This window comes from Geomonas silvestris (assembly GCF_014193515.1).
In the GTDB taxonomy this organism is placed as follows: domain Bacteria; phylum Desulfobacterota; class Desulfuromonadia; order Geobacterales; family Geobacteraceae; genus Geomonas; species Geomonas silvestris.
The window spans coordinates 86,029-109,600 of sequence record NZ_BLXX01000001.1 but is presented as its reverse complement, the minus strand read 5'-3'; the positions used below and the strand labels follow the sequence as shown (position 1 = coordinate 109,600).

Sequence of the window (23,572 nt, the reverse complement as noted above, 5' to 3'; positions counted from 1 at the left end):
CAAGGAGTCACGTCATGGAAACAAGGCTTCGTCACGAACTGGTCATCTCGCTGGCACTCTTCATCGTCTTTTCGCTGCTTTGCTCGGGCAAGGTGAGCTGGGCCGTCGGCGCTCCCGACTACCTCCCGGATGGCCCCCACCCGAGAATCATCCTTAATTCGGGGGAATTGACCCGCCTGGTGGCCAAGCGCGCCGGAGCCGCTGCCGAGTGGACCAAGCTGGTCGCCTGGTGCGACACGCATCTCACCGACACCGGCTATAACGTCCAGCCGACGGTGCTCGGCTACGGTGGGGTCATCGCCTTCGGACAGGCGAATTGGCAGGGGAGCGACTACTACGGCTACCGCATGTCAGGGTTCAACGATCAGTTGCTGAGTTACGCCCTTGCCTACCAGGTCTTGAAACAGCCGGGGGCCGGGCAGGACCTGACCAGGGCGGCACAGTACGCGGCGCGGGTAAAAGAGTTGCTCGTCAACGGCATCGCAAAGGGGCTCAACGTCGGAGAGGAACCGAACGGGCTACGGGCGTTGAGGGTGAGCGATCTGGCGGACGTTTCGGTGAACGCGGCAGAGGTGACCGCGCTGGCCGCCACCACCGAAACCCTGGCTGGGCAGGTCTCCAGCATGTTCTACAAGCTCGGTTACAGCTCCCGCTTCCTGGTCGCCGTCCCCATAGCCTACGACTGGATCTACGACACGCTCTCCCAGCAGGACAAGGATCTCCTCGCCCCCATGATGCTGCGTTGGTACGATTGGATCCAGGGGGTGCGCTCGGCGTACAACAACGGCGTGCTTATCAATGGCGTACGGTACTACGAGGATTTCGGTGGTACTGCCGACAGCACCCACGTGAACCCCTCGGGAGGCCAGATCACCGTCGCTTCTGATTACGGCAAGATGTACTCGAACTTCGGCAGCGGCCACGAGGCCATGATGTCACTCATCCCCGTGGCTCTTTATGGTTACAACGCCGATATTCCGGCCTATTTCAGCCAGACCAAAATCAGGTTGACCACCTCGGTCGTCCCTCAGCTGGAAAGCCCGCTGCAGCAGGCCGGAGGCGAGTCGGTCGAGGGGTGGAACTACGGCAGTGGCTACAGCTACCTTGCGCCGAGCCTCTACGGTTACTACACAGCCACCGGGGAACCGGCCATCGCCGGCATGACCTGGTTCTCCGGTCTTGTCGAGTCGATGGTGCACCGCCTGGGGGCGAACCTGCTCGACGTTCCTTATACCGGGTACTGGACCGGCGTGCCGATGGGGGTGAACCGGACCTCGTTCGCCTTCCCCTTCACGGGAATCCTCCAGAGAATAGACGCTTCCGCCAAACTGGCCCAGGTGGGGCAATACCTGCTGGTCAACTCTGCCTGGCAGGACACCCCCGCACTGTACGACCAGGTTCTCTGGCTGCGCAAAGACGTGACCTCGGTACCTCCGTCGATCCTGCCGCTCTCCCATCTTGCCAGCGGCAGCGGCATCTTCACCTCGCGCTCCAGTTGGACCGATCCCGACGGCACCCATATGCAGGGGATCCTCAAGGGGGTGGCGGCGCAGGCGAACCACGAGGGTTACAGCCAAGGACACTTCTCACTGTCGAGGGGCAGCGATCGCCTGCTTTCGCATTCGAACGCGGCTGGAGACTCCCCGGCCGCCACTACCTTCAACACCATCCTGTTCAATAACAACGGGCCACATGCCTCCAACCCCGCCCTGACCACCCCGGCCATCGACCGTATGGAGGAAGGGGGGGGCTTCTTCTATGTGAGTGGCGACATCACCAATGCTTATAAACGGCAGTGGAACACCGACCGCGCCTTGCTTTTCCGCCGCTCCCTGCTGCACGTAAGGCCGGGGCTGCTTGTGGTCTACGACGTCACGCGCAGCAACGCAACCCTCGGCAACCTGAAAGACTGGTACACCCAGTACACCTCGCTCCCTGCGGTAACGGGGGACACCGTCGCCACCGCGTCCGGCAACTCGAAGGTGTTCGTGAAGACGGTTTACCCGGCGGGTAGCTTCACCGTCAGCAATCCCTATACCGGTTCGTACCGGGTGAAATTCACCCCGGCCACCCTCCAGGAGTACGACCAATTCCTGCACGTAGTCGAGGCTACCGGCACCAGCGGCCAACAGAGTGCGGTGGCCCCCATAAGTACCGCTAATCTTAGAGGTGCCCATATCCAGGCCAGCCGCAATGTAGTAATCGGATTTCCCAGCGACCAAAACGGAGCCGACCTTGGTGCCCCTATCAGCTATAGCTACACGCCGACCACTTCGGCGACCGACCACTACCTTGCCAAGTTGGTTCCTGGCCAAACCTTCTCGGTTTCTGTCACGGGTGGGGCGGTAAAGACAGTGACCCTGACCCCCGGGCCCTCTTCGGTGGCGGCCTCCGCTAACGGCGTGCTTGCCTTCACCGTCAACGCCGACAACAGCTTCAGTCAGCTCAATGTGGCGACAAAAACGGGGGGAGTGGTCAGCCCCTCGCCCCAGCTTAGAGGGAGAGGGCTTTAGCGTCCTTGCAGAGCCTGCGGGGTATCCTGGCCAGGTGGGTGAGGCTGGTGCGTTGGTCACGCACCAGCCCGCTTCTTAGGGGTGGCTGCATCGTGCTTTTGACCGCGCTTTCAGCGGTCCCGGCCACGGCCGGTTTCGCGCTGGCTGCGGCAGGTGTAGCCGAGCCTGCCGCAATTGTCGTGCTGGGGGGAAGCTGGCGGGCGCGGACCGCACATGCCGCCGCACTGTACCGTGCGGGGAGGGCACCCTTCGTAGTGCTCGCCGACGACGGGGGGCGCAAGGGGTGGTCGAGGCAGTACCAGCGCAACCTCTCTGCCGTCGAAACTGGCGAACTCGAGCTTAAAAAACGGGGAGTGCCCCGAGATGCCATCATACGCTGCCGCTTTCGAAAAAGCGGCACCCTCTATGATGCGTTGGCAGTAAAAGAGGTGGTTCTGGCGCGTGGGTTCACCCGCATCTTCCTGGTAACCTCCGATTATCACGCTTTCCGTGCGCAGTGGACCTTTCGTAGGGTATTTCGCGGCCTTCCCGTCGACATAGTTTCTGCACCCGTTCCCAGCGCCCCTCAGGATTATCCCTTCCGCCTCGTCGAGTTCCCGAAGATGACCTGGTACTGGCTTGCCTATGGGCTGGGTACCGATCCGTCACGCTGGTGAGCCCCGTGGTCCGCGCTTCTACCATCATGACAAAACCAGCCTTTGCCACCTGCCTCCTTTATGCTGTCTTTCTCTGTCTCACTACCTGGCAGTACAAGGCCGGACTGGATCTGACCTGGTACGGGGCTCTCGTCCTGTACCAACCGAGGCTTTTTTGGTGCCTGCCCGGTCTCGTGTTGGTCCTGCTTCTGTACAGAGAACCGCTACTGGCCGTGTTGCCGGTTCTCTGTGTGGTCTGGGTTCTGGTTCCCTATATGGGGTTGCACTGGCAGACCTCGCTAAGGCAAGCTGTTCCGGGAACCCAGAAGATCCGTGTGCTGACCTGGAATATCGATTATGGCGGCTATGACAAACTGGCTCCCTTGGAGATCCGGGACCACTTGAAGTTGGAGAACCCGGACGTGGTGCTTTTCCAGGATGCGGGTGGCATTCTGAAGGGTCCGCTAGGACGGCATTTCGACACCCTTGGGTGGCAGGCCCGCTCCTTCGGGCAATACGTCGTTGCCAGCAGATATCCGGTGGGCGATCTCGAGGTGCGGCCGATACCGTTTGATAATGCGATGCACACCTGCGTCCGGACCGTGGTCCAGGTAGCGGGGCATCCCGTGGTTTTCTACAACGTTCACCTGCAAACGCCCCGATCCCGGCTGGCAGCACTGCTTAAGACCAGAAATCCCCGGCGGCTCCCCTTGGCGATGAGGGGGATGGAAAGGGACATGAGGGGGCGATTTGGACAGGCCCTCCTGCTCAAGGATTACCTGGGCAAAGAACCGGGAAACGCAGTTCTGGTCGGGGATCTCAACGTGCCCGACGCCTCGAGTAGCGCCGATATGCTTCGAGAGGCGGGGGTGCACGATGCCTTCTCCGAGTCTGGCTGCGGCTATGGGTTTACCTTCGGTCACAGCTTGGTGGAAAAGTGGCTGGGCCCCTACAGCTTTTCCTGGCTTCGCCTCGACCACATTTTTTTGGGGCCGCAGGTACGTGCCCTGAGCTGCTGGGTAGGTGCCAGTCTCGCCTCGGACCACCGCCCCGTGGTGGCGGACCTGAGTTTCGTCTGGCCTTAAAGGGGTACCTCCACCAAACATGAGTGGGGCGAAGGGATCTGGGAAACTGCAGTAGAGGGCTGATCCATCGACGAGATGGGATCGATACACTGAAAGAGCAAGCAGGGTCGCCGAGGTGCCAATCTGGCCGGAAGCGACCCTTTTTTTGTTGCAAACGATCGGCATCCGTGGAGCCCAGGACGGTGCTGTTCAAAAGGTGGATGGCGTCGGAGCGCGCCAGGTGGGATGTTCGCCGCCGATGTTCAGCTCCTGCGCAGCATCCTCGGCAGGATCGCAAACCCAGGTTCCTAAACTTTATAAATGATTCCAGGTGGTTAGTGTTAAACCACTTCGTGGTATGGGTTGGCCCCGCGGTTGCAAACGTCCTTCTTCAGCAGGAAGACCGGTGCTACTTCCGGAAGCCGGAAATCCCGTTTTTTGTAATCCCAAATACAATGGCCGTTTCGAAAGTGTGTCAATGTGTCCACGCCTGAAACTAGCGTCCGCTTGCCGAGCTGGTTCAGGGCAACATCCACAACTGAATAAGGTACACGATAATACTAAACCATCCGCGAGGGTGGGACGGAAAGCCTAGAGGGTCTCTCTGAGACAGCCAGGTCGCCGAAATACCAGCCAGCACGCGCAGTCTCGCGTACTGGCAACTGGGAGGCGATATGTGCAAGACAACTGAGACCAACACGGTATCACGCAAGTGGGCTTCCGTGATCGCTGCGTTATGGTGCCTGATCTCACTCGTGCTGGTCTTTCCCGGAACCGGTCTGGCTTCCTCGGTACTGCTCGACTGGGATCCAAGTGCTGATGCGGACCTCGCCGGTTACAAGGTGTACTACCAGGCCAACTCGCAGAACCTCCCCTTTGCCGGTACCGGTGCCACAGAGGGAAGCGCTCCCATCGATGTGGGCAAGGTCACTACCTTTACCGTTGACGGTCTCGACCCCAACGTGAACTTCTACTTTGCCGTTACCGCGTACAACTCCACCGGGACCGAGAGCGTCTACTCCAACATAATCGAGATCAAGGAATCGATCCCGCCTGTGGTCTCCATCATCTCCCCGGCCAATGCCAGTAAGGTCAACGGCGTCGTAGCGGTTCAGGCAAATGCTTCCGATAACGTAGGCGTCACCCGTGTCGATTTTTTTGTGAACGGCGTCCAGGTGGCCGAGGTTTCCAGCGTTCCTTTCACCTACGCCTGGGACACCACGTCGTTGACTAGCGGCAGTTACACCCTTAGTGCCAAGGCGTACGATGCGGCCGGCAACGCGGGCGATTCGGGCGTCCTTTCGGTGACCGTGAACGGGGATGTGACCCCCCCGACCGTCGCGCTTTCCGCACCTGCCTCAGGCTCTGCGGTAAGCGGCACGGTAAACGTCAGTGCCAGCGCCCAAGACGCAAGCGGCGTCACTCGTCTTGAACTCTACCTGGATGGCGTACTGCTCCTTACCGGCAACCAGTCCACGGCGAGCTACTCCTGGAATACCCTTGCCGCCTCGAACGGTACCCACACCCTGAGCGCCAAGGCCTATGACGCGGCCGGCAACGTAGGGTCGTCCCCCAACCTGACGGTAACCGTCTATAACGACACCACAGCTCCGACGGTCTCCATAGTCGCCCCGAGTACCGGCAGTACCCTCAGCCAAACCGCGCTGGTCCTGATATCCGCCAGTGATGATGTGGGCGTGACCAGGGTCGAGTACTACCTCGATGGCGCTCTTATGGCGACCACAACCAGCCTTCCCTACAACTTCTCATGGAACACGCTTTCCAGTGCGAATGGCAACCACACCCTGACCGCAAAGGCGTATGACGCCGCCGGCAATATTGGGCAGTCCGCCGGTGTGACCGTGGTCGTATCCAACGACACGACCGCTCCCACGGTTTCCATTACTTCGCCGAGCACCGGCAGCACCATCAGCCAGACCGCAACCGTTCAGGTCACCGCGAGCGACAACGTCGCAGTAACGAAGGTTGAGTACTACCTGAACGGCATTTTGCAGGGAAGTGCCACCACGGCTCCGTATACCTTCTCCTGGAACTCCCTGGTCAGCGCGAACGGCTCCTACACCCTGACCGCCAAGGCGTACGACGCCGCCGGCAACGTCGGGCAGTCCACCGCTGTTGCGGTGACCGTCTTCAACGACACGACCGCCCCGACGGTGGCCATCGCCTCCCCAGGCGCCGGCAGCACCCTGAGTCAGGCCGCGACGGTCCAGGTCTCGGCCAGCGACAACGTGGGCGTCACCAAGGTCGAGTACTACCTCAACGGCATCCTGCAAGGTACCGCGACCGCTAGTCCTTACAGCTTCACCTGGAACACCCTCACTGCCGTGAACGGCTCCTACACCCTGACCGCCAAGGCCTACGACGCAGCCGGCAACGTCGGCAGCTCGACCCCGGTCACCGTGAGTGTCTTCAACGACCTGCAGGCCCCCACGGTGGGAAGCTTCACCCTGCCGGCCAACGCGAACTCTACCACGGTCGCGGTCTCGGGCCTGGTTGCCAGCGACAACGTGGGCGTGACCGGGTACCTGATCACCGAAAGCGCCACGGCCCCCAGCGCCGCTGCCACCGGTTGGAAAGCAAGCGCCCCGACCAGCTTCAGCTTCGCGGGGACCGGCCTGCGCACCGCCTACGCCTGGGCCAAGGATGCGACGGGGAACGTCTCCGGCGCCAAGTCGGCCTCGGTCTTGATCGACACCACGCTCCCTACCATCAAGTCGATGTCCCTGTCCCGCAGCAGCAACTCCATGAACTTCAAGGCGTCGGCCACCGACAACGTCGGGGTGACCAGGTTCCAGCTCTACCTGGACGGCGTCCTGAAAACTGAAGTCGCCTCCGGCTCGCTCTCCTACACCTTGACGGTCAGCTCGGGGAGCCACACCGCAACGGTCAAGGCCTATGACGCGGCCGGCAACACCCGGTCGCAGTCGGTGAACTTCTACAAGTAACACCAGCACCAGCGTACGGCGCAAAAAGGGCACGGATCAACTCCGTGCCCTTTTTGTTTTAAGCGCGCTCTCCGTCCCCGCGCGTTCTCACCGCTTGGGGCGGCGCTCCGTCCGGCGCGTGAAAAACAGCCCCAGAAACCCGGCGCCGAAAAGGGCGAAGGTGGCGGGTTCCGGGACCGGTTCGGGTACCCGTTGCACCGTAACGTTGTCGAGTGCCGCCCCCCAGGCTTCGCGCAGATTGGTGAGGATGTTGGTGACGTCGTCGAAGATGATCCGGGTGGTCTCGTACTGCGCCATGAACTCGAAGCTGTTGGTGATCCACCCCATATCGCTCTTGGTGTTGCCGGTCTGGTCGAAGCTGAGCACGTAGGGCTGGTACATGGCTTGTTCCTCCTGCTGGTTAATTCGATAAAGCTAATTCAATCGACAAGAGGAGTGCCAAGTCGGCATTCGCAAAGAATTCCTGAAGTTGCCCGAAGCAGACCGTTCCCATCCGATGGCTAAATGTAAAAGGTGTCGACACTTTCCCGGGCGACCCGGGCAGGTGGTCGGGTCGCCCGCCGGTCCTGGGCATTAAATGGTTGGAAAACGTCAGCATTCTGTAGTAGAGTGCGTAGCGCTGGCGTCGCACTGGTTCATGAAGCTGCACCGAAGGAAACGACGCTTTCAGAGACGGGGCTTGCCGTGGAAATGTCCGGCAAAACGGCTACCTGTGCCACGAAACGCTGAGAAATGTAATTTAAAACACATAATGTTGCAGGCGCCTGTGCGAAACTGGTGTCACACGATGAGTATCTCCCGCCGCGGCGGGATCCGAAAATTGAATAGGGTAAACGACAATACTAAACCATTCGCGAGAATGGGGCGGAAAGCCTATTGGGTCTTACTGAGACAGCCGGGATACCGAACTACCAGACGAGGTGTGCGGTCCGGCTGTTTTTTGTTTCTGGCAAGCCGACAGCGGAAGGCGCACCGACCGTGAGGGCACCATGAAGATCTCGCTACCGATTGCCGCAACCAGGCCCGTAAGGCTCTCCTTGCTGAGCGCTGCCCTTTGGGCGCTGGTCGTCTGCCTGCTGCTCCCGGAAGCCTCCTCGGCCGCCCAGGCCCAGCTCGACCCCGCCACTTCCCACTTCTTTGCCGTCACCTCCTATGGTGCAACCGGTTTGGAGAGCATCAGTTTCAGCGTGGTGGACAACGCCGATCCCGCCCCGCCCGCGGTCACAGTGAACAGCGCAAACGATGCGCCCCCGGTAAGCGGGCTTGCCGCAATCCGGGTGCTGGTGCCCGACGGCGTTCAGCTCTCCCGGGTGCAGTTTCTGGTCAATGCCGCAGCGGCAGCCGAATCGACCACGGCTCCCTTCGTCATGTCCTGGAACACCACCCAACTCCCCCCCGGCGAATACCTGGTCGCTGTAAAGGCAACCGACACTGCCGGGGGCGAGTTGACCTCCGATCCGGTATCGGTCACCGTCTCCGTGGTCGACCCGGTGACGATCCCCGACACCGAGCGTCCGGTGGTGTCGCTCCTGGCACCGGCTGCCGGATCCACCCTGACGGGGAGCGTCACGGTGAGCGCCTCCGCAACCGACAACGTGGGGGTGACCAAGGTGGAGTTCTATGTGAACAGCGTCCTGCAGGGGACCGACAGCAGTGCCCCGTACCTCTTTTCCTGGAATACCCTTTCGCTTGCCAACGGCAGCTACACCCTGAGCGCCCGGGCCTACGACGCCGCCGGCAACGTCGCCGACGCCGCCTCGGTAACCGTCACCGTCTTCAACGATGCCGTGGCTCCGAGCGTCGCCTTCACCGCCCCGGGCGCCGGGCAGCTCGTTGGAGGTACCGTCCCGGTCACCCTGGCGGCCAGCGACAACGTCGGCGTGAGCCGGGTGGAGATCTACCTGAACGGGCTTTTGCAGGCCACCCTGTACGCCGCCCCCTACAGCTTCGCCTGGGACACCAGCCTGGTCGCCAACGGAAGTTACAGCTGGAGCGCCAAGGCCTACGACGCCGCCGGCAACGTCGGTAGCGCAGTCCCGCGGGTGGTTCAGGTGCTCAACGACGCGACACCGCCGACGCTCAGCATCAACCCGGTCACCACCCCGAGCACCGCCACGAGCCAGCTCCTCTCCGGTTCGGTCCAGGATAACGACCAGGTCGCCTCGGTGACGGTGCAGGTCGGCTCCCAGACCCCGCTCAACGCCACGGTGAGCGCAAATGCCTGGAGCCTGCAGCTCACCGGTCTCGCCCTGGGTGATAACCAGATCACCGTGCGCGCCACCGACCGCTCCGGTAACCGCTCCGCCGCGACCACCGTGATCCAAATACTCGCTCCGTCCCAGGTCCCCTTGACCCTGGCCGACGCCCAGCTTGCCCTGGAAATCGCCCTCCGGGGTATCACCCCCACGCCCGAGCAGTTGGCGCGGCTGGACGTGGCACCCTACGTGGACGGCCAGTCCCGCCCCAACGGGGTGGTGGACACCGGGGACGTGGTAGTCATCCTTCTGAAGCTGGTAGGAAAGTTGTAGCTGCCCTAAGTGGGCGTTGGCAGCCATGTCATGGGAGGCGGTGCTTTTCGGCGCCGCCTCCTCTTGTTGTTTGAACCGCACAAGGAGACGTCATGAGAGTTAACAGTTTCGGCCAGATCGTCGCGTTGCTCGTCCCGCTTTGCCTCGCCGGGTGCGGCGGGGGAGGGGGGGGGGCGAATCCGACCGTTCCCCCCGATACGGCCTCCCCCTCGGTAACCCTGACGTCCCCGGCGGCCAATGCGCGGCTCACCGGCGTGGCGACCCTGGAAGCGACCGCGAGCGACAACGTGGCGGTAAGCCGGGTGGAGTTCTACCTGGGCGGCACGCTCAAGGGGACCGCAACGAGCGCTCCCTACGCGGTCGGCCTCGACACCTCGACCCTGAACCGCGGCAGTTACACGGTTACGGCCAAGGCATTCGACGCGGCAGGGAACCTGGGGGTGTCGCAGGGGGTGGTGGTCACGGTGCCCATCTCGATCTTCATGACCACGCAGGTGTCGGGGAGTACGGCGGTGGGGACGGTCTATCTGGCGGGAGTTGGGCCGCAGGAGGTGCACGGGCTGAGCCTCACGATCACCGGTGCCCACATCGTGAGTGTAACCCCGTCGGGGGTGGCGGCGAGCGCTGAATCCCTGCTGGTGTCAGGTGGGGATATTATCTTGGGCAGTTCCACGTTGTTCGGCCCGGGTGAGGTGATGCGCATCAATCTTGACCAGGTGACGCAACCGACCGCCATCCAGGCCACCCTGACCCAAGTGATCGACGCGACCTTTACTCAGTTGCCGCTTCAGTGACCTGCTGCGCGACCCGCAGTTCCGGCTGGGAGGGGGGTCAGTAACCGGAAGCCTCCCGGTCGGTGCTGCGCCGGCAGCGCTCGGTGAAGAAATTCCGGGTGAGCAGGATGGCCTTGTCGTCCCGGACCTCGATCACCCCGGATTTCTCCAGGTTCCTCAGCACCCGGCTCATGGTCTCGCGGGTCACCGAAGCGTAGCTGGCCATCTGCTGGTGGGTGAACTTCACGTCGATGATCCGGCCGCGGTCGTCCTTCACGCCGTAGAGTTCCCCCAGGCGCTCCAGAAGCGACAGCACCCGGTCCTGCGCGTTCTCGGTGTTGAAACTTAAGATCCGGATCATCTCCCAGGACTCGCGCAGCCTGGAACAGAGCAGGTCGATGATCTTGCGGCGGATTCCGTCGTTGGTCATCAGGTGTTCCTCGAAGTCCCGCTTGGCGAGAAAGCCGATCACCGAGTCCTCGTGGGCGATGATGGTGGCCGGCGAGGTCTTGCCGTCCAGCAGCGACATCTCCCCGAAGAAGTCCTTCCTTTTGTGGATGGTGATGATCTGTTCCTTCCCCTCGTCGTTTAGCTTCACCACACGTACCTTCCCCGAATAGATCAGGTACATGAAGTTGGAGGTATCCTCCTCGTAGAGGACTATCTGCTCCTTGGTGTAGTGCTTCTTGACCAGGAGCTTCTCTACCTGCTCGACTTCTTCGGGTGACAGAGAAGAGAAAAAGGGGATGCTGCTGATGAGGTGATTGTCCTGACGCAGCCGGGGCAGTGCTTTGATGACCATCTGCTACCTCCACCGTGTACCTTGGACAATGAATATCACATAATCACCTACTGGCAAAGCAATCAGTTGCATAATCATAAAAAAAATGTATTATGGCGTAAGTTCTTGCTGTGCAAGCATGATTTATTCATGAGGAGATAATCTGCTGCAGGTAAACCTTCCCATCAATTGTCTGCTGGTTATTAACGATTGCTACTGCTGACGTTGCTTCACCGAAATCCATTGGGTGGAGTCGCGGTCGGTTCTTGTGCCTGAACCTATGACTTTTTGCGAATCGTTACAACAGAACCGCACCTGGCTTTTGTTTTCCCTACTGCTGGTCGCGGTGCTCTATCGGGGCGTGGTCCCCGATATGGTGCGCCAGTGGTACGAGGATCCCAACTACTCCCACGGTTTCGTGGTTCCCCTCCTCGCCAGCTTTTTCCTGTACGAGCGCCGCGCCGAACTGGCCGAGGCCCAGGTGGCATCCTGGTGGCCCGGCTTTTTGGTGGTCATCCTCGGCGTGGGGCAGCTCCTTTTGGGGTGGCTGGCCACCGAGTACTTCACCATGCGCAGCTCGCTGGTAGTCATCCTGGCGGGCCTTACCCTCTTTTTCTTCGGCAGACGCCTTTTTCGCCTCATGCTGCTCCCCCTGGCCTACCTCGTCTTCATGGTGCCGCTTCCCTACATCATCTACGATACGGTCGCCTTCCCGCTCAAGCTGTTCGTCACCAAGGCCTCGATCGGCTTTCTGAAGCTCTGCGGCGTGGTGGTGCTGCGCGAAGGAAACGTGATCCAGCTCCCCTCGACCACCCTGGAGGTGGCAGACGCCTGCAGCGGCATCCGGTCGCTCATCTCGCTCATCGCGCTCGCGGTCGCCTACTCCTTCTTCATCCGGCTCACCACGGCAAGGCGGGTCGTTTTGGTGCTGGCCGCCATCCCCATAGCTGTCGCCGCCAACGCCCTGCGGGTGATCGGCACCGGGTTTCTGGCCCAGTACTGGGGCGCCCGCGCCGCCGAGGGGTTCTTCCACGAGTTCGCCGGGCTCGCCGTCTTTGCGGTGGCCATGGTCTTGATGGTCTCCCTGGGGACGTTCCTCTCCCGGGGTTCGGGGAGGTCCTTGTGATCGGCCGCGCCAAGTTCCTGGCCCTCTACGCCCTGTTCATCGTGGCGGCGCTCTACCTGAACCTGCACCGCGACACCGGGGTGCCGATGAAGCGCCCCTTCGAGCAGTTCCCCTCCAGCGTGAGCCGCTGGCGCATGCAGGGGGAGAACGTCCTCTCCGCCGACGTGCAGGCGGTGCTCAAGGCCTCCGACGTGCTGTTGCGCCAGTACGTGGGCGCCGGCGGCGACCGGGTCACCTTCTACATCGGCTACCACGACGGCGGCAAGGAGGCCGGCGAGATCCACTCCCCCAAACACTGCCTGCCGGGGAGCGGCTGGTTCGAAGTCTCCAGCCGGCGCACCCGGGTCGAGGTGCCGGGGGGGGCGCTCAACCTGGTGCGCGCCGTCTACCAAAAGGGGGAAAGCAAGGAGCTTTTCCTTTACTGGTACCAGGTCCGCGGCCAGAGCATCTCAGAGGAGTACTCCTTAAAGCTCGCCGAGATCGCCAACTCGGTGCTCTACGGGCGCCGCGACGCCGCCTTCATCAGGATCTCCGTCCCCTTCGGTGGGTCCGAGGAGCGGGCCCAGGCCACCGGCGAGCGCTTCGTTGCCGACTTCTACCCGGTGATCCGGGAGTTTCTCCCCATCTAGCTCCCCTGCGGCTGCGCTTCCCGCTGCGGCGTCGGCCGGGACGGGGACGGAGTCTGTTGCGGCAGGGGCCCGATCTTATACCCGCTGCCGGCCGAGACCGCCCCCGGTGGCCTGAACTTCGCACTAGCTCTTACCTGGAGGCTTCCATGCATACTGAACGCGTCATTTCCGTAATCGGCCTGGGGTACGTCGGGCTGCCGGTGGCCGTCGCCTTCGGCAAGGTGCGCCGCACCGTAGGGTTCGACATCAACAGCGCGAGGATCGCCGAGCTGCGCCAGGGGCACGACCGGACCGGCGAGGTCTCCGGCGAGGAGCTGAAGGCTGCCGACATCCTGCTGACCGACAGCATCGAGGACCTGCGTCGCGCCGACTTCCACATCGTCGCGGTCCCGACCCCGATAGACGCGGCGAACCAGCCCGACCTGAGGCTCATGTACCGGGCCTCGGAGACCGTGGGGGCCGCGCTCAAGCCCGGCGACATCGTGGTCTACGAGTCCACCGTCTACCCCGGGGTGACCGAGGACGAGTGCCTCCCGATCCTGGAGCGGGTCTCGGGGCTCACCGCGGGGCGCGACTTCTTCGTGGGCTACTCCCCCGAGCGCATCAACCCGGGCGACAAGGAGCACACCTTCACGAAGATCAAGAAGGTGGTGGCGGGGCAGACCCCGGAGACCCTGGAGATCGTGGCGCAGGTCTACTCGTCGGTGGTTACCGCCGGGGTGCACCGGGCCTCCTCGATCAAGGTCGCCGAGGCGGCCAAGGTGATCGAGAACACTCAACGCGACCTGAACATAGCCCTCATGAACGAACTCGCCGTCATCTTCGACCGGATGGGGATCGATACCGGCGAGGTGCTGGCGGCGGCCGGGAGCAAGTGGAACTTCCTCAAGTTCTCCCCGGGTCTGGTCGGGGGGCACTGCATCGGCGTCGATCCCTACTACCTGACCCACAAGGCCGAGAAGCTCGGGTACATCCCGCAGGTGATCCTGGCCGGGCGGCGCATCAACGACGGCATGGGGAAGTTCGTGGCCCAGCGCGCCGTGAAGGAGATCATCCAGGCGGGGCATCCGGTCCTCAACTGCTTGGTCACCGTCTTGGGGCTCACCTTTAAGGAGGACTGCCCGGACCTGAGGAACTCCAAGGTGATCGACATCATCACCGAGCTCAAGGACTACGGCATCCGGGTCCAGGTCTGCGACCCGCTGGCCGACCCCACGGAGGCCCGGCACGAGTACGGGGTTGACCTGATCCCCCTGAACGAAGTAGAACCGGCGGTGGCGGTGGTGGCCGCCGTGGCGCACCGGCAGTACCGCGCACTGGGACTTCAGGAACTTTTGGCGCTGATGAACCACAACCCGGTCCTCGTGGACGTGAAAGGGATCTACCCGCGCGCGCACCTCGAGGAGGCAGGGATGAGGGTCTGGACCCTCTAGGGATGGCCAGGGGGCCTTCCCCGCCGCCGGGGAGGGACCAGGTAGCTTGTAACGTTAAGGGGTTGGGATGCTCGTTTCCATAGCTGCCATCGTACTGCTCTTGATCGGCGTGGTGCGCGTGATCCAGAAGGAGCGCAGCCACGGCGGGGTGATCCTCGCCGCGCCGCTTTTGGCCACGGCGCTTTTGGAGCTCTGCGACCTGGCCGCCCTGAGCGGGGAGTTCGAACCGCTGCCCTGGAAACGCGGCGCGCTCTTCGTCGAGGCGCTCCTTCCCGCCTTGTGGCTTCTCTGTGCGCTGAGCTACGCCCGCGATAACGGCCCGAGGTCCAGCTCCCGCGTGGCGCGGCGCCTGGCGGCCTGCGCCACGGTGCTGCTGGCCGTCCCCCTGATTTTCCCCGTCGACCGCGTTTTCTACTTCCCGGATTTCCCCTCCGAGCCGATCCTCTTTCTCACCGACGTCGGCTACTACTTCTACACCCTGGTCATGGTGCTCCTGGTGGTCGCGCTCACCCAGTTCGAGGCGACCCTGGTGAACGCCTCGCCCGACGCCCTGTGGCGGGTCAAGCTGGACATCGTCGCCCTGGGAACCATGCTCGCGGTGCAGGTCTTTTACTACTCGAACGCCCTTTTGTACCGCACCCTGCACATGGAGCTCGTGCCGCTGCGGAGCCTTTTGTTCGTGGTGGCCGCCACCATGATGGCCTACGCACGGCTGCACTGGCGCGGCGGTGCCCGGGTCAGGGTGTCCCAGCGGGTGCAGCTTAAGTCGGTGGCCACCTTCGTGGTGGCGGGCTACCTGATCCTTTTGGGGGTCTTGGGCGAGGGGATGCGCCACCTGGGTCCGCTCTTCCCGCGGGTGCTCGCCTATTCCTGCGCTTTTTTGGCCGGGATGGGGCTTTTGCTCCTCCTTCTCTCGGAACGGGTCAAGCGCGAGATCAAGGTCCTCTTGCACAAGAACTTCTACCAAAGCAAGTACGACTACCGCGCCCAATGGCTGGGGCTCACCCAGCGCCTCTCCGCCTTCGAGTCCGGCGAGGACCTTTTAAAACGCGTCCTTGGGGCCTACTGCGACATCTTCGGGGTGAACGGGGCCGCCCTTTTCCTGCAGCAAGAGGGTTACTTCTACTGCGCCACCTCTATCCTCGAGATGAGCCGCCTGCAGGAGACCATTTCGCAGGGGAATTCGCTGGTGGCCTATATGAAGCAGAAGGGGTGGGTGTTTTGCCGCACCGACGACAACCCGGAGATCCTCGCCGAGAACCGGGAGTTCCTGGTAAAGCACAAGATCTCCTTCGTGATCCCGCTCTTCGAGGCCGAGAGGATCACCGGGTTCATCGCACTGGGCGAGCAGGTGGCCCCCAGCGAGCAGTACCGCTACGAGGACTACGACCTCATGAAGACCATCGCGCGTCAGGCCTCGATCGCCATCCAGCATCAGCGGCTCTCCGAGGAGCTCACCCGGGCCCGCGCCATGGAGGCGGTGGGGAGCCTGGCGACCTTCGTGGTGCACGACCTGAAGAACCTGGTGGCGACCGTCTCGCTCATCGTGGAGAACGCCCGGAACCACCTGGACAACCCCGAGTTCCAGCAGGACATGCTGGGCTCGCTCAAAAACACCGCCGACAAGATGCAGGGGCTCATCGCGCGTCTTAAAAACCTGGGGGAGAGCGAATTGTACAACCTGCGCCCCACCGAGCTGCTCCCCCTGGTGCAGAGGAGCGCCCGGATGGTGGGGAGCACGCTCACCGCAACAAGCGGCGTCACTGTCCAGGGAACGCCGGAGATAGCCCTAGCCGACGAGCGCGAACTGCAGAAGGTGCTGTTGAACCTGTTCATCAACGGCATCGAGGCGTCCCAGGGGGAGAGAAAGGTGGTGCTGGCCGAGGTCGGCTTCGAGGGGGCCCCCTTCATCCGGGTAACCGACACCGGCTGTGGCATGTCGCAGCGCTTCATCCGCAAGGAACTCTTCACCCCGTTTCACACCACCAAGAAAGAGGGGCTCGGCATCGGGCTCTACCAAAGCCGCCAGATCGTGGCGGCCCATGGCGGCAGGATCGACGTGTCCAGCGTCGAAGGGGAGGGGACCACCTTTACCGTGTGGCTGCAGCCGCCGTCGGCGGCGACCGGTTGGGTGACCCAGGCTGCCTAAGGGAGGAAACGTGGAAAAACTTCTGATCGTTGACGACAACCAGGATATACGCCAGCAGCTCAAATGGGGGCTGAACCAGGACTTCCAGGTCCTTTTGGCGGGGGACGCCCGGGAGGCGATGAGCTGCTTCAAGAGGGAGAGGCCCACGGTGGTGGTGCTTGACCTCGGGCTGCCGCCGCACCCCGACAGCTCGATCGAGGGGTTTCGCTGCCTCGAGGAGATGCTGGCCGCGAACCCCGCGGTGAAGGTGATCATGCTGACCGGCAACAACGAGCGCGAGAACGCCCTGCGCGCCGTGCGTACCGGCGCCTTCGACTTCTACGCGAAGCCCCCCGTCTTAAGCGAGCTCAAGGTGATCATCAGCCGCGCCTTCCACTTGGCCAACATCGACGAGCAGAACCTGGGGATGACCGAACAGGAGGGTGCGGTCCCGGGCGAGCACTGGGGGATGATCGGTTCCTGTCCTGACATGCAGGCGGTCTACACCACCATCCGCAAGGTGGCCTCCTCCAACGCCCCGATCCTCATCACCGGCGAAAGCGGCACCGGGAAGGAACTGGTGGCGAGCGCCATCCACGAGGCGAGCCTCAGGCGGCGCGGGCCGTTCGTCCCGATCAACTGCGGGGCGATTCCCGAGAACCTTCTGGAGAGCGAGCTCTTCGGGCACGAGAAGGGGGCCTTTACCGGGGCCCACGTGGCGGTGCAGGGGAAACTGAGCTACGCGCAGCGCGGCACCCTCTTTCTCGACGAGATCGGGGAGTTGCCGGTGAACCTGCAGGTGAAACTGTTGCGCTTTTTGCAGGAGGGGACCATCCAGCGGGTCGGGGGGCGCGAGGAGATCACCATCGACACCCGGACCATCTGCGCCACCAACGTGGACATCGAGAAGGCCATCGCCGAGGGGCGCTTCCGCGAGGACCTCTACTATCGGATCGGGGTGATCACCATCAAGCTCCCGCCGTTGCGCGAGCGCGGGGACGACGTGGTAGCCGTCGCCGATAAGTTCTTGAAGCTCTACGCCAAGGAGAACAAGAAGAAGGTGAACCGCTTCTCGCCGGCGGGGATCGCCTTTTTGAAGCGCCACGACTGGCCCGGGAACGTGCGTGAGCTGCGCAACCGGGTGCAGCGCGCGGTCATCATGTGCGAGGGGGCCGCGATCGGCCCGCTCGACCTGGGGTGCGACCACGAGCCGGTGGCCGCGGCCGAGAAGCCGCGCGACCAGCTCTCCTTGCGCGAGGCGCGGGAAAAGATGGAGCGCGAGATGATCCTCGCCGCCATCGAGCGCCAGTCCGGCAATATCCTCAAGGCCGCGGAGGACCTGGGGGTGAGCCGCCCGACCCTCTACGACCTGATGCGCAAGCTCTCCCTGCACCAGGGTTAGCCCGAGCCGTTTCCCCAGCGCCGCCACACGAAAAGCCCCATCCTTTACGGTTGGGGCTTTTCGTGTATCTGGTGCCTTTGTTTGACAGACGCTGTAGGGGCGAATAATCAGTCGCCCGGCGCGCCGTCAGGCGCGTAGCATGCTCCGGCCCGACCGACCTGTCGAATCGGTCCAAGGCCGCCGTTGCCGTTGCCTCGTCTTATTCCGACGGTTCTTGCGCCGAGTTGCTGGCCAGCGTCGGCTCGGTCAGCACGGCGCCCTGCTTGATGCCGTGGTGGGTCTCGGCATCGTAGTCGATCTGCTCCTCTTTGAGCTTGCGGAACTGCGCCTTGACCAGCGCCTGTGCCTGCCGCTCCAAGTCGTTGCGGCTGGCGGAGCTGCCTAGGGCAGCGAGTTCCCGGTAAATATCCTCGCCGATGCGTACCGCGATGTCGCGGTGGCCGGATTCGTGGGCCTGCAGGTGCTGGTAGTAGCTCTCCCAGGTCGTCTTCAAAAGCTCGGGAGCCTTGGTGCCGGGGCTCAGCCGGGGCATGTGGAAGACGATGTCGACATCGGTGCTTATGTCGCAGAGCTCGTAGCGCCCGTCTTTGCTCGTGACGTCGTAGTGGTAGCGGAGGTCCCAGGTGGTGAGCGCCGCGTAGATGTTGCCGTCGTTCCAGGTGGTGCCGTTACGCTTCATCTGGGAGCGCAACTCGACCGCACTCACCCCGTCGATGTCGTAGTACTGAAAGCGCTCCTTGACCTTGACCTGGTCCGGGTGTGCCGGCACCTTCCGCTCGCTCCCCGGAAGCGCCGGCTCGACGAGTTTCGCCACCTGCACCTCCGAAACGGCCTGTCCTGCAGCACCCCAGGCGGGGACCGCGCAACATGCCGCCAGACAGACTCCAACTACCCACCGTGCCACCATGCCGTCCCCTCCCGTAAGTTATCCCGCCCCATGAGCCCGGCGGGAATGAAGGCTGCCCGAGCATAGGGCAATTTCACGCTCCGGTAAGTGTTCCAGGTCACAATTTGCCGCTTTTTAGCACGTACCTTCTCCCGCGCCACCCTCCTGGCTGAGCCCCCTGTTTCCCATGAAGCGCCTCGGCTTGCCGTAACCACCCCGATGGATCCTGCTGCCGGGCTCCCCACCCCGATTCCGCGGAATTCGCACCAGCCCCAGCTTTGCGAGGTAATGCAATAATTTCTCCCACGGTTGCAAAGCAAAGGAAACATGTTAAACATCTCTAATTGTCTTGTTCCGGTAGCCCCTTTTATTACCGAACGCACGCATAAGGAGGATCGTTATGGAGCTGACCGAGGCCGTGCCCCGCATTGGGGCAGGCAGGAAAAACAGGAAGGTGAACGTGGGCCACACCGAGAGGAACGCCTCCCTCATGGGGGGGGCCGCGCTGGCCATCACCGGCATCAAGGCCCTGGCTGGCAGGCGCTTACTCCCCGGGCTGGCCATGATGGTGGCGGGCGGGATGTTCCTGTACCGCGGCAAGACCGGGTACTGCGGCCTTTACGAGGCCATGGGAGTCGACACGAGTGGGCCCGCGCCGGGCGGGGTGCTCATCGAGACCTTCGTCACCATCAACCGGACCCCGCAGCAGGTCTACGAGTTCTGGCGCAACCTCGAGAACCTCCCCAGCTTCATGCGTCACCTGGAGTCGGTTAAGGTAACCGGCGAAAACACCTCGCTCTGGAAGGCGCGAGGACCCGCCGGCGTGCCGGTCGAGTGGGACGCGGAGATGGTGGCCGACTACCCCGGACAGCTCATCCTGTGGCACTCCATCGGCGAGGCGGCTCTCCCCAATGAGGGGACCGTGGAGTTTCGCGAGGCCCCCGGTGACCGCGGCACCGAGGTGAAGGTGAGCATCCGTTACTACCCGCCGGGCGGTGCACCGGGCAAGGCGGCCGCCAAGCTGACCCACGCGGTCACCGGGGCCCAGATCGAGGAGGATCTCAAAAGGCTCAAGCAGATCCTGGAAACCGGGGAGACCGCCACCGCCGAGCGCACCAACAACCACGAGCGGCCTTAACGCCGGCCGTCCAGGGGCCGGAGGCCCGTCAAAGGGGGAACTATGAAAGCTGTCGTCTGGCACGGCAAGCACAACGTACAGGTGGACCGGGTGCCCGATCCGCAGATCCTCAACCCGCGAGACGCCATCATCAGGGTCACCCTGAGCGGCATCTGCGGATCGGACCTGCACCTGTACAACGGCATCGTCCCGACTATGAAGGAGGGAGACATCCTCGGCCACGAGTTCATGGGGGTGGTGGTGGAACTCGGCTCGGGGGTCACCAACTTTTCCAAGGGGGACCGGGTAGTGGTCCCGTTTCCCATCTCCTGCGGCGACTGCTGGTACTGCAAGCAGGGGCTCTGGTCCCTGTGCGACAATTCGAACCCCAACTCCTTCATGCTGGAGAAACTCTACGGGGACACCGGGGCGGGGATCTTCGGCTACTCGCACCTCTACGGCGGCTATGCGGGCGGCCAGGCCGAGTACGTCCGAGTCCCCTACGCCGACGTCGGGCTGCACAAGGTCCCCGAGGAACTCAGCGACGAGCAGGTGCTCTTTCTCACCGACATCTTCCCGACTGGGTACCAGGCCGCCGAGAACTGCTCGATCCGCGACGGCGACACGGTCGCCGTCTGGGGGTGCGGGCCGGTCGGGCTCCTGGCGATGAAAAGCGCCCAGCACCTGGGGGCGACCAACGTGATCGGCATCGACCGGTTCCCCGAGCGCCTGGAGATGGCCAAAAGGCACTGTGACGCCGAGGTCATCAACTACGAGGAGCAGGACGTCGCCGAGGTACTGCACCACATGACCGGCGGCCGGGGCCCCGATGCCTGCATCGACGCGGTGGGGACCGAGGCGCACGGCAGCGGCATGGAGGCAGCCTACGACATGGTGAAACAGACCCTGAGGCTCGAGTCGGATCGCCCCATCGCGCTGCGCCAGCTGATCAGGGCCTGCCGCAAGGGGGGGACCGTCTCCATCCCCGGGGTCTACAGCGGTTTCGTCGACAAGATGCCGATGGGGGCCGTCTTCGCCAAGGGGCTCACCCTCAGGGCCGGCCAGACCCACGTGCACCGCTACCTCGACCCGCTCCTGAAGCTCATCGCCCAAGGCGCCATCGACACCTCCTTCATCATCACCCACCGGATGGCGCTCGAGGAGGCGCCGGCCGGCTACCGGCTCTTCAACGAGAAAAAGGACGGCTGCATAAAGATCGTCCTCAACCCCAGGCTGGCAAGCGGCGCCAGCGCCTGAAACGGGGAACAGCCGCCGACAAGGAGGAAACCAGTCATGGCACAGCAACTGTTTGACCTACTGAAAAGGGATCACCGGCAGGTTGAGAAGTGGATGACCCAGATCGAGGACGGTCCGGAAAACCAGCGCGAGGAGCTCTTCACCACGCTGCAGGACGCCCTCGAGAAACACATGCAGATGGAAGAGAAACATTTCTATCCCCAGGTCAAAAAGATCAAGGAGTTAAAGGACCTGGCGACCGACGCCATCGAGGAGCACGAACAGGCCAAGAACTTCTTGTCGCAACTCGAGGACATGGACCTGGACGACGAGGAGTGGCTGACCACCTTCAGCGAGATGCGCCAGGGTATCCTGCACCACGTCCAGGACGAGGAGAAGAAGGTCTTCCCGGGGTGCACGCAGCACATGGACGCCAAAATCCTGCAGGAGATCGGCGAGAAGTGCATCCAGGAGAAGGAGCGCACCACCACCTCGCGCAGTTCCGGCGCCAAGGGGAAGAAGTAACGGCGCAACACCCGGACAGGGGGCGCCTCCGGTAGCACGGGCGGCGCCCCTTTCCTTGTCCATGGTGCGGGGGAAGGCGGCTCAAGGCCGTACCGTACTAGAGAAGGAGAGGCACATGAAACCATCGGCCCGCAACCTCACCCTGGCACTCGCCGGCGGGGGCACCGCGCTTTTGTTCATGGGCGCGGCGCGGCTGCTGCGAAACCGGCGCCGCGAGGACTTTGTCGGCGCCTCGGTGCTCATTACCGGCGCCTCGCGGGGACTGGGGCTCGAGCTGGCGCGCCGGTTGGGGGGCGAAGGGGCGCGGCTCTCCCTGGTGGCCCGCGATGCCGAGGCGCTGCAACGGGCGCTTAACGAGCTCAAGGTGCAGGGGATCGACGCCCGCAGCTACCCCTGCGATCTCACCAAGCCAAGCCAGGTGAAGGAGATGGTGCGCCAGGTCCTGGCCGATCGCGGCAACATCGACGTCCTGGTGAACAACGCCGGCATCGTGCAGGTGGCACCTTTCGAAAACCAGGACCCGGAAGACTTCGAGGATTCGCTCGATATCCACGTCTGGGGACCGCTGCACCTGGTCCGGGAGGTGGTGCCGCAGATGAAGCGGCAGGGGGGCGGGCGCATCGTGAACATCTCATCGATCGGGGAGCTGGTCGCGGTGCCGCACCTGTTGCCTTACTGCGTTGGTAAGTTTGCCCTTACCGCGCTTTCGGACGGGATGCGTGCGGAGCTTGCCAAGGACCACATCCGGGTCACCACGGTGGCTCCGGGACTGATGCGCACCGGGAGCCATCTGAACGCCTACTTCAAGGGGAACAACCGGCGCGAGTTCGCCTGGTTTTCCATCTCGGACGGCTTCCCGCTTATCTCCGTGAACAGTTCGAACGCGGCCCGCCGTGTGGTTGAGGCCTGCCGCTACGGCGATCCCCGTCTCATCATCACCCTGCCGGCGAAGCTTCTCTACCTCGCCAGCGCACTGCTGCCCTGGGCCTTCAGTTGGGGGAGCAAACTCGCCGCACGGCTCCTGCCGGCCCCGGTGCCCCCCCGGGAGAACCGGCTCAGGACCGGAAAGGAGAGCAGTTCGCTCCTGGCTCCCTCGGTGCTGACAGCCCTCGCTGACCGCGCCGCCCGGCGTAACAACGAGATCTAGCATTCCGCATGCAGCCGCCAATGGCTGCAGACTAAACGTCAGATACTGACAAAAAGGAGACGAAGATGAAAAAACAACTCTGCTTCACCCTCATGCTGGCCATCGCCCTGGTGGCGTCGGCTCTCACCGCCTTTGCCGCCCAGGGATCCTTGCCTAAGGCCGATCAGAAGTTCGTCATGGATGCGGCCGAGGGCGGCACGATGGAGGTTCAGCTGGGGCAATTGGCCCAGCAAAATGCCCAGTCCCAGGACGTGAAGAACTTCGGGCAGCGCATGGTCACCGACCACACCAAGGCCAACGACGAACTGAAGGCGCTGGCGCAGCAAAAGGGGATCACGCTTCCCACGGAGATGAAGCACAAGATGAAGTCCGAGGCCGACAAGCTCGGCAAGATGACCGGGGCCGACTTCGACCGGCACTACATGAAGATGATGGTGAAGGATCACGAAAAGGACGTGGCGGAGTTCCGCAAGGCGACCAAGAAGGTGAAAGACCCGGATCTGAATGCTTTCGCCGCGAAGACCCTCCCGGTTCTCGAACAGCACCTGCAACAGGCAAAGGAGGTCTCCAAGAACCTCGGCACCAAAAGCGGCAAGTAATACCGGTTTGTGGCAGTGAGCCCAAAGAAGGGGTCAACGAGTGCTGACCCCTTCTTTTTTGTTTTTACGGTTGTGCGGCACCCC

19 protein-coding genes and 2 riboswitches are annotated in these 23,572 nt (G+C 63.0%); of the genes, 16 read left to right on the top strand and 3 right to left on the bottom strand.

Annotated elements, in window-relative coordinates; all coding sequences use genetic code 11:
- Positions 1-14 precede the first annotated feature (14 nt).
- The 4 genes from GMST_RS00455 (at position 15) to GMST_RS00440 (ending at position 7,178) form a co-directional block, all read left to right on the top strand.
- On the top strand, positions 15-2,513 hold the full coding sequence (locus tag GMST_RS00455) for a hypothetical protein (protein ID WP_183352595.1): 2,499 nt from the start codon (positions 15-17) through the stop codon (positions 2,511-2,513).
- A gap of 47 nt (positions 2,514-2,560) precedes the next feature.
- Complete coding sequence (locus tag GMST_RS00450) at positions 2,561-3,169, top strand: YdcF family protein (protein ID WP_183352593.1); 609 nt, start codon at positions 2,561-2,563, stop codon at positions 3,167-3,169.
- A 314-nt stretch (positions 3,170-3,483) separates the two neighbouring features.
- Complete coding sequence (locus GMST_RS00445; RefSeq protein WP_183352591.1) at positions 3,484-4,233, top strand: endonuclease/exonuclease/phosphatase family protein; 750 nt, start codon at positions 3,484-3,486, stop codon at positions 4,231-4,233.
- A 528-nt stretch (positions 4,234-4,761) separates the two neighbouring features.
- A riboswitch (cyclic di-GMP riboswitch) is annotated at positions 4,762-4,838 on the top strand.
- Between the two features lie 48 nt (positions 4,839-4,886).
- On the top strand, positions 4,887-7,178 hold the full coding sequence (locus tag GMST_RS00440) for an Ig-like domain-containing protein (RefSeq protein ID WP_183352589.1): 2,292 nt from the start codon (positions 4,887-4,889) through the stop codon (positions 7,176-7,178).
- Positions 7,179-7,265: 87 nt separating this feature from the next.
- On the opposite strand, the gene GMST_RS00435 is transcribed toward GMST_RS00440, so the two are convergent.
- On the bottom strand, positions 7,266-7,559 hold the full coding sequence (locus GMST_RS00435; RefSeq protein WP_183352587.1) for a PEP-CTERM sorting domain-containing protein: 294 nt from the start codon (positions 7,557-7,559) through the stop codon (positions 7,266-7,268).
- Positions 7,560-8,009: 450 nt separating this feature from the next.
- Positions 8,010-8,086, top strand: a riboswitch (cyclic di-GMP riboswitch).
- An 81-nt stretch (positions 8,087-8,167) separates the two neighbouring features.
- Here GMST_RS00435 and GMST_RS00430 point away from each other — a divergent pair.
- Together GMST_RS00430 and GMST_RS00425 are read left to right on the top strand one after the other, a co-directional pair.
- A complete protein-coding gene (locus GMST_RS00430) occupies positions 8,168-9,706 on the top strand; it encodes an Ig-like domain-containing protein (RefSeq protein WP_183352585.1) in 1,539 nt (512 codons plus the stop codon).
- Positions 9,707-9,798: 92 nt separating this feature from the next.
- Complete coding sequence (locus GMST_RS00425; RefSeq protein ID WP_183352583.1) at positions 9,799-10,500, top strand: Ig-like domain-containing protein; 702 nt, start codon at positions 9,799-9,801, stop codon at positions 10,498-10,500.
- A 37-nt stretch (positions 10,501-10,537) separates the two neighbouring features.
- Here the strand turns inward: GMST_RS00425 and GMST_RS00420 are convergent, their stop codons facing one another.
- A complete protein-coding gene (locus GMST_RS00420; protein ID WP_183352581.1) occupies positions 10,538-11,281 on the bottom strand; it encodes a Crp/Fnr family transcriptional regulator in 744 nt (247 codons plus the stop codon).
- Between the two features lie 301 nt (positions 11,282-11,582).
- Here GMST_RS00420 and xrtA point away from each other — a divergent pair, with 301 nt between their 5' ends.
- The 5 genes from xrtA to prsR all read left to right on the top strand — a co-directional run bounded on the left by xrtA (position 11,583) and on the right by prsR (position 17,978).
- Complete coding sequence (gene xrtA / locus GMST_RS00415; RefSeq protein WP_246399123.1) at positions 11,583-12,386, top strand: exosortase A; 804 nt, start codon at positions 11,583-11,585, stop codon at positions 12,384-12,386.
- Complete coding sequence (locus GMST_RS00410; RefSeq protein ID WP_183352577.1) at positions 12,383-13,015, top strand: exosortase C-terminal domain/associated protein EpsI; 633 nt, start codon at positions 12,383-12,385, stop codon at positions 13,013-13,015. Before xrtA ends, GMST_RS00410 begins: the two co-directional genes overlap by 4 nt.
- A gap of 146 nt (positions 13,016-13,161) precedes the next feature.
- Positions 13,162-14,448 (top strand): nucleotide sugar dehydrogenase, encoded by a 1,287-nt coding sequence (locus GMST_RS00405; RefSeq protein WP_183352575.1) that lies wholly within the window; start codon positions 13,162-13,164, stop codon positions 14,446-14,448.
- A 67-nt stretch (positions 14,449-14,515) separates the two neighbouring features.
- Positions 14,516-16,597: an XrtA/PEP-CTERM system histidine kinase PrsK gene (gene prsK, locus GMST_RS00400; RefSeq protein ID WP_183352567.1), complete on the top strand. Its 2,082-nt coding sequence runs from the start codon at positions 14,516-14,518 to the stop codon at positions 16,595-16,597.
- Positions 16,598-16,607: 10 nt separating this feature from the next.
- Positions 16,608-17,978, top strand: a complete 1,371-nt coding sequence (gene prsR / locus GMST_RS00395; protein WP_183352565.1) for a PEP-CTERM-box response regulator transcription factor — start codon at positions 16,608-16,610, stop codon at positions 17,976-17,978.
- Between the two features lie 199 nt (positions 17,979-18,177).
- Here the strand turns inward: prsR and GMST_RS00390 are convergent, their stop codons facing one another.
- Positions 18,178-18,792, bottom strand: coding sequence for a DUF922 domain-containing protein (locus GMST_RS00390; protein ID WP_183352563.1), 615 nt, complete (start codon positions 18,790-18,792; stop codon positions 18,178-18,180).
- A gap of 472 nt (positions 18,793-19,264) precedes the next feature.
- Here GMST_RS00390 and GMST_RS00385 point away from each other — a divergent pair, with 472 nt between their 5' ends.
- The 5 genes from GMST_RS00385 to GMST_RS00365 all read left to right on the top strand — a co-directional run bounded on the left by GMST_RS00385 (position 19,265) and on the right by GMST_RS00365 (position 23,488).
- Complete coding sequence (locus GMST_RS00385; RefSeq protein WP_183352560.1) at positions 19,265-20,002, top strand: SRPBCC family protein; 738 nt, start codon at positions 19,265-19,267, stop codon at positions 20,000-20,002.
- 42 nt (positions 20,003-20,044) lie between these two features.
- Positions 20,045-21,238: a zinc-dependent alcohol dehydrogenase gene (locus GMST_RS00380; RefSeq protein ID WP_183352558.1), complete on the top strand. Its 1,194-nt coding sequence runs from the start codon at positions 20,045-20,047 to the stop codon at positions 21,236-21,238.
- A gap of 36 nt (positions 21,239-21,274) precedes the next feature.
- Positions 21,275-21,742, top strand: coding sequence for a hemerythrin domain-containing protein (locus GMST_RS00375; protein WP_183352556.1), 468 nt, complete (start codon positions 21,275-21,277; stop codon positions 21,740-21,742).
- Between the two features lie 115 nt (positions 21,743-21,857).
- Positions 21,858-22,889, top strand: a complete 1,032-nt coding sequence (locus tag GMST_RS00370) for an SDR family NAD(P)-dependent oxidoreductase (protein ID WP_198424523.1) — start codon at positions 21,858-21,860, stop codon at positions 22,887-22,889.
- 65 nt (positions 22,890-22,954) lie between these two features.
- Entirely contained in the window at positions 22,955-23,488 is a 534-nt protein-coding gene (locus GMST_RS00365) for a DUF4142 domain-containing protein (protein ID WP_183352554.1), read from the top strand.
- Positions 23,489-23,572 lie beyond the last annotated feature (84 nt).

Bases quoted from the DNA above. Each gene is read 5' to 3' on its own strand.
- GMST_RS00455 (WP_183352595.1), top strand. From the start codon at position 15: ATGGAAACAAGGCTTCGTCACGAACTGGTCATCTCGCTGGCACTCTTC.
- GMST_RS00440 (WP_183352589.1), top strand. From the start codon at position 4,887: ATGTGCAAGACAACTGAGACCAACACGGTATCACGCAAGTGGGCTTCC.
- GMST_RS00435 (WP_183352587.1), bottom strand. From the start codon at position 7,559: ATGTACCAGCCCTACGTGCTCAGCTTCGACCAGACCGGCAACACCAAG.
- GMST_RS00430 (WP_183352585.1), top strand. From the start codon at position 8,168: ATGAAGATCTCGCTACCGATTGCCGCAACCAGGCCCGTAAGGCTCTCC.
- GMST_RS00425 (WP_183352583.1), top strand. From the start codon at position 9,799: ATGAGAGTTAACAGTTTCGGCCAGATCGTCGCGTTGCTCGTCCCGCTT.
- GMST_RS00420 (WP_183352581.1), bottom strand. From the start codon at position 11,281: ATGGTCATCAAAGCACTGCCCCGGCTGCGTCAGGACAATCACCTCATC.
- GMST_RS00405 (WP_183352575.1), top strand. From the start codon at position 13,162: ATGCATACTGAACGCGTCATTTCCGTAATCGGCCTGGGGTACGTCGGG.
- prsK (WP_183352567.1), top strand. From the start codon at position 14,516: ATGCTCGTTTCCATAGCTGCCATCGTACTGCTCTTGATCGGCGTGGTG.
- GMST_RS00385 (WP_183352560.1), top strand. From the start codon at position 19,265: ATGGAGCTGACCGAGGCCGTGCCCCGCATTGGGGCAGGCAGGAAAAAC.
- GMST_RS00380 (WP_183352558.1), top strand. From the start codon at position 20,045: ATGAAAGCTGTCGTCTGGCACGGCAAGCACAACGTACAGGTGGACCGG.
- GMST_RS00375 (WP_183352556.1), top strand. From the start codon at position 21,275: ATGGCACAGCAACTGTTTGACCTACTGAAAAGGGATCACCGGCAGGTT.
- GMST_RS00370 (WP_198424523.1), top strand. From the start codon at position 21,858: ATGAAACCATCGGCCCGCAACCTCACCCTGGCACTCGCCGGCGGGGGC.
- GMST_RS00365 (WP_183352554.1), top strand. From the start codon at position 22,955: ATGAAAAAACAACTCTGCTTCACCCTCATGCTGGCCATCGCCCTGGTG.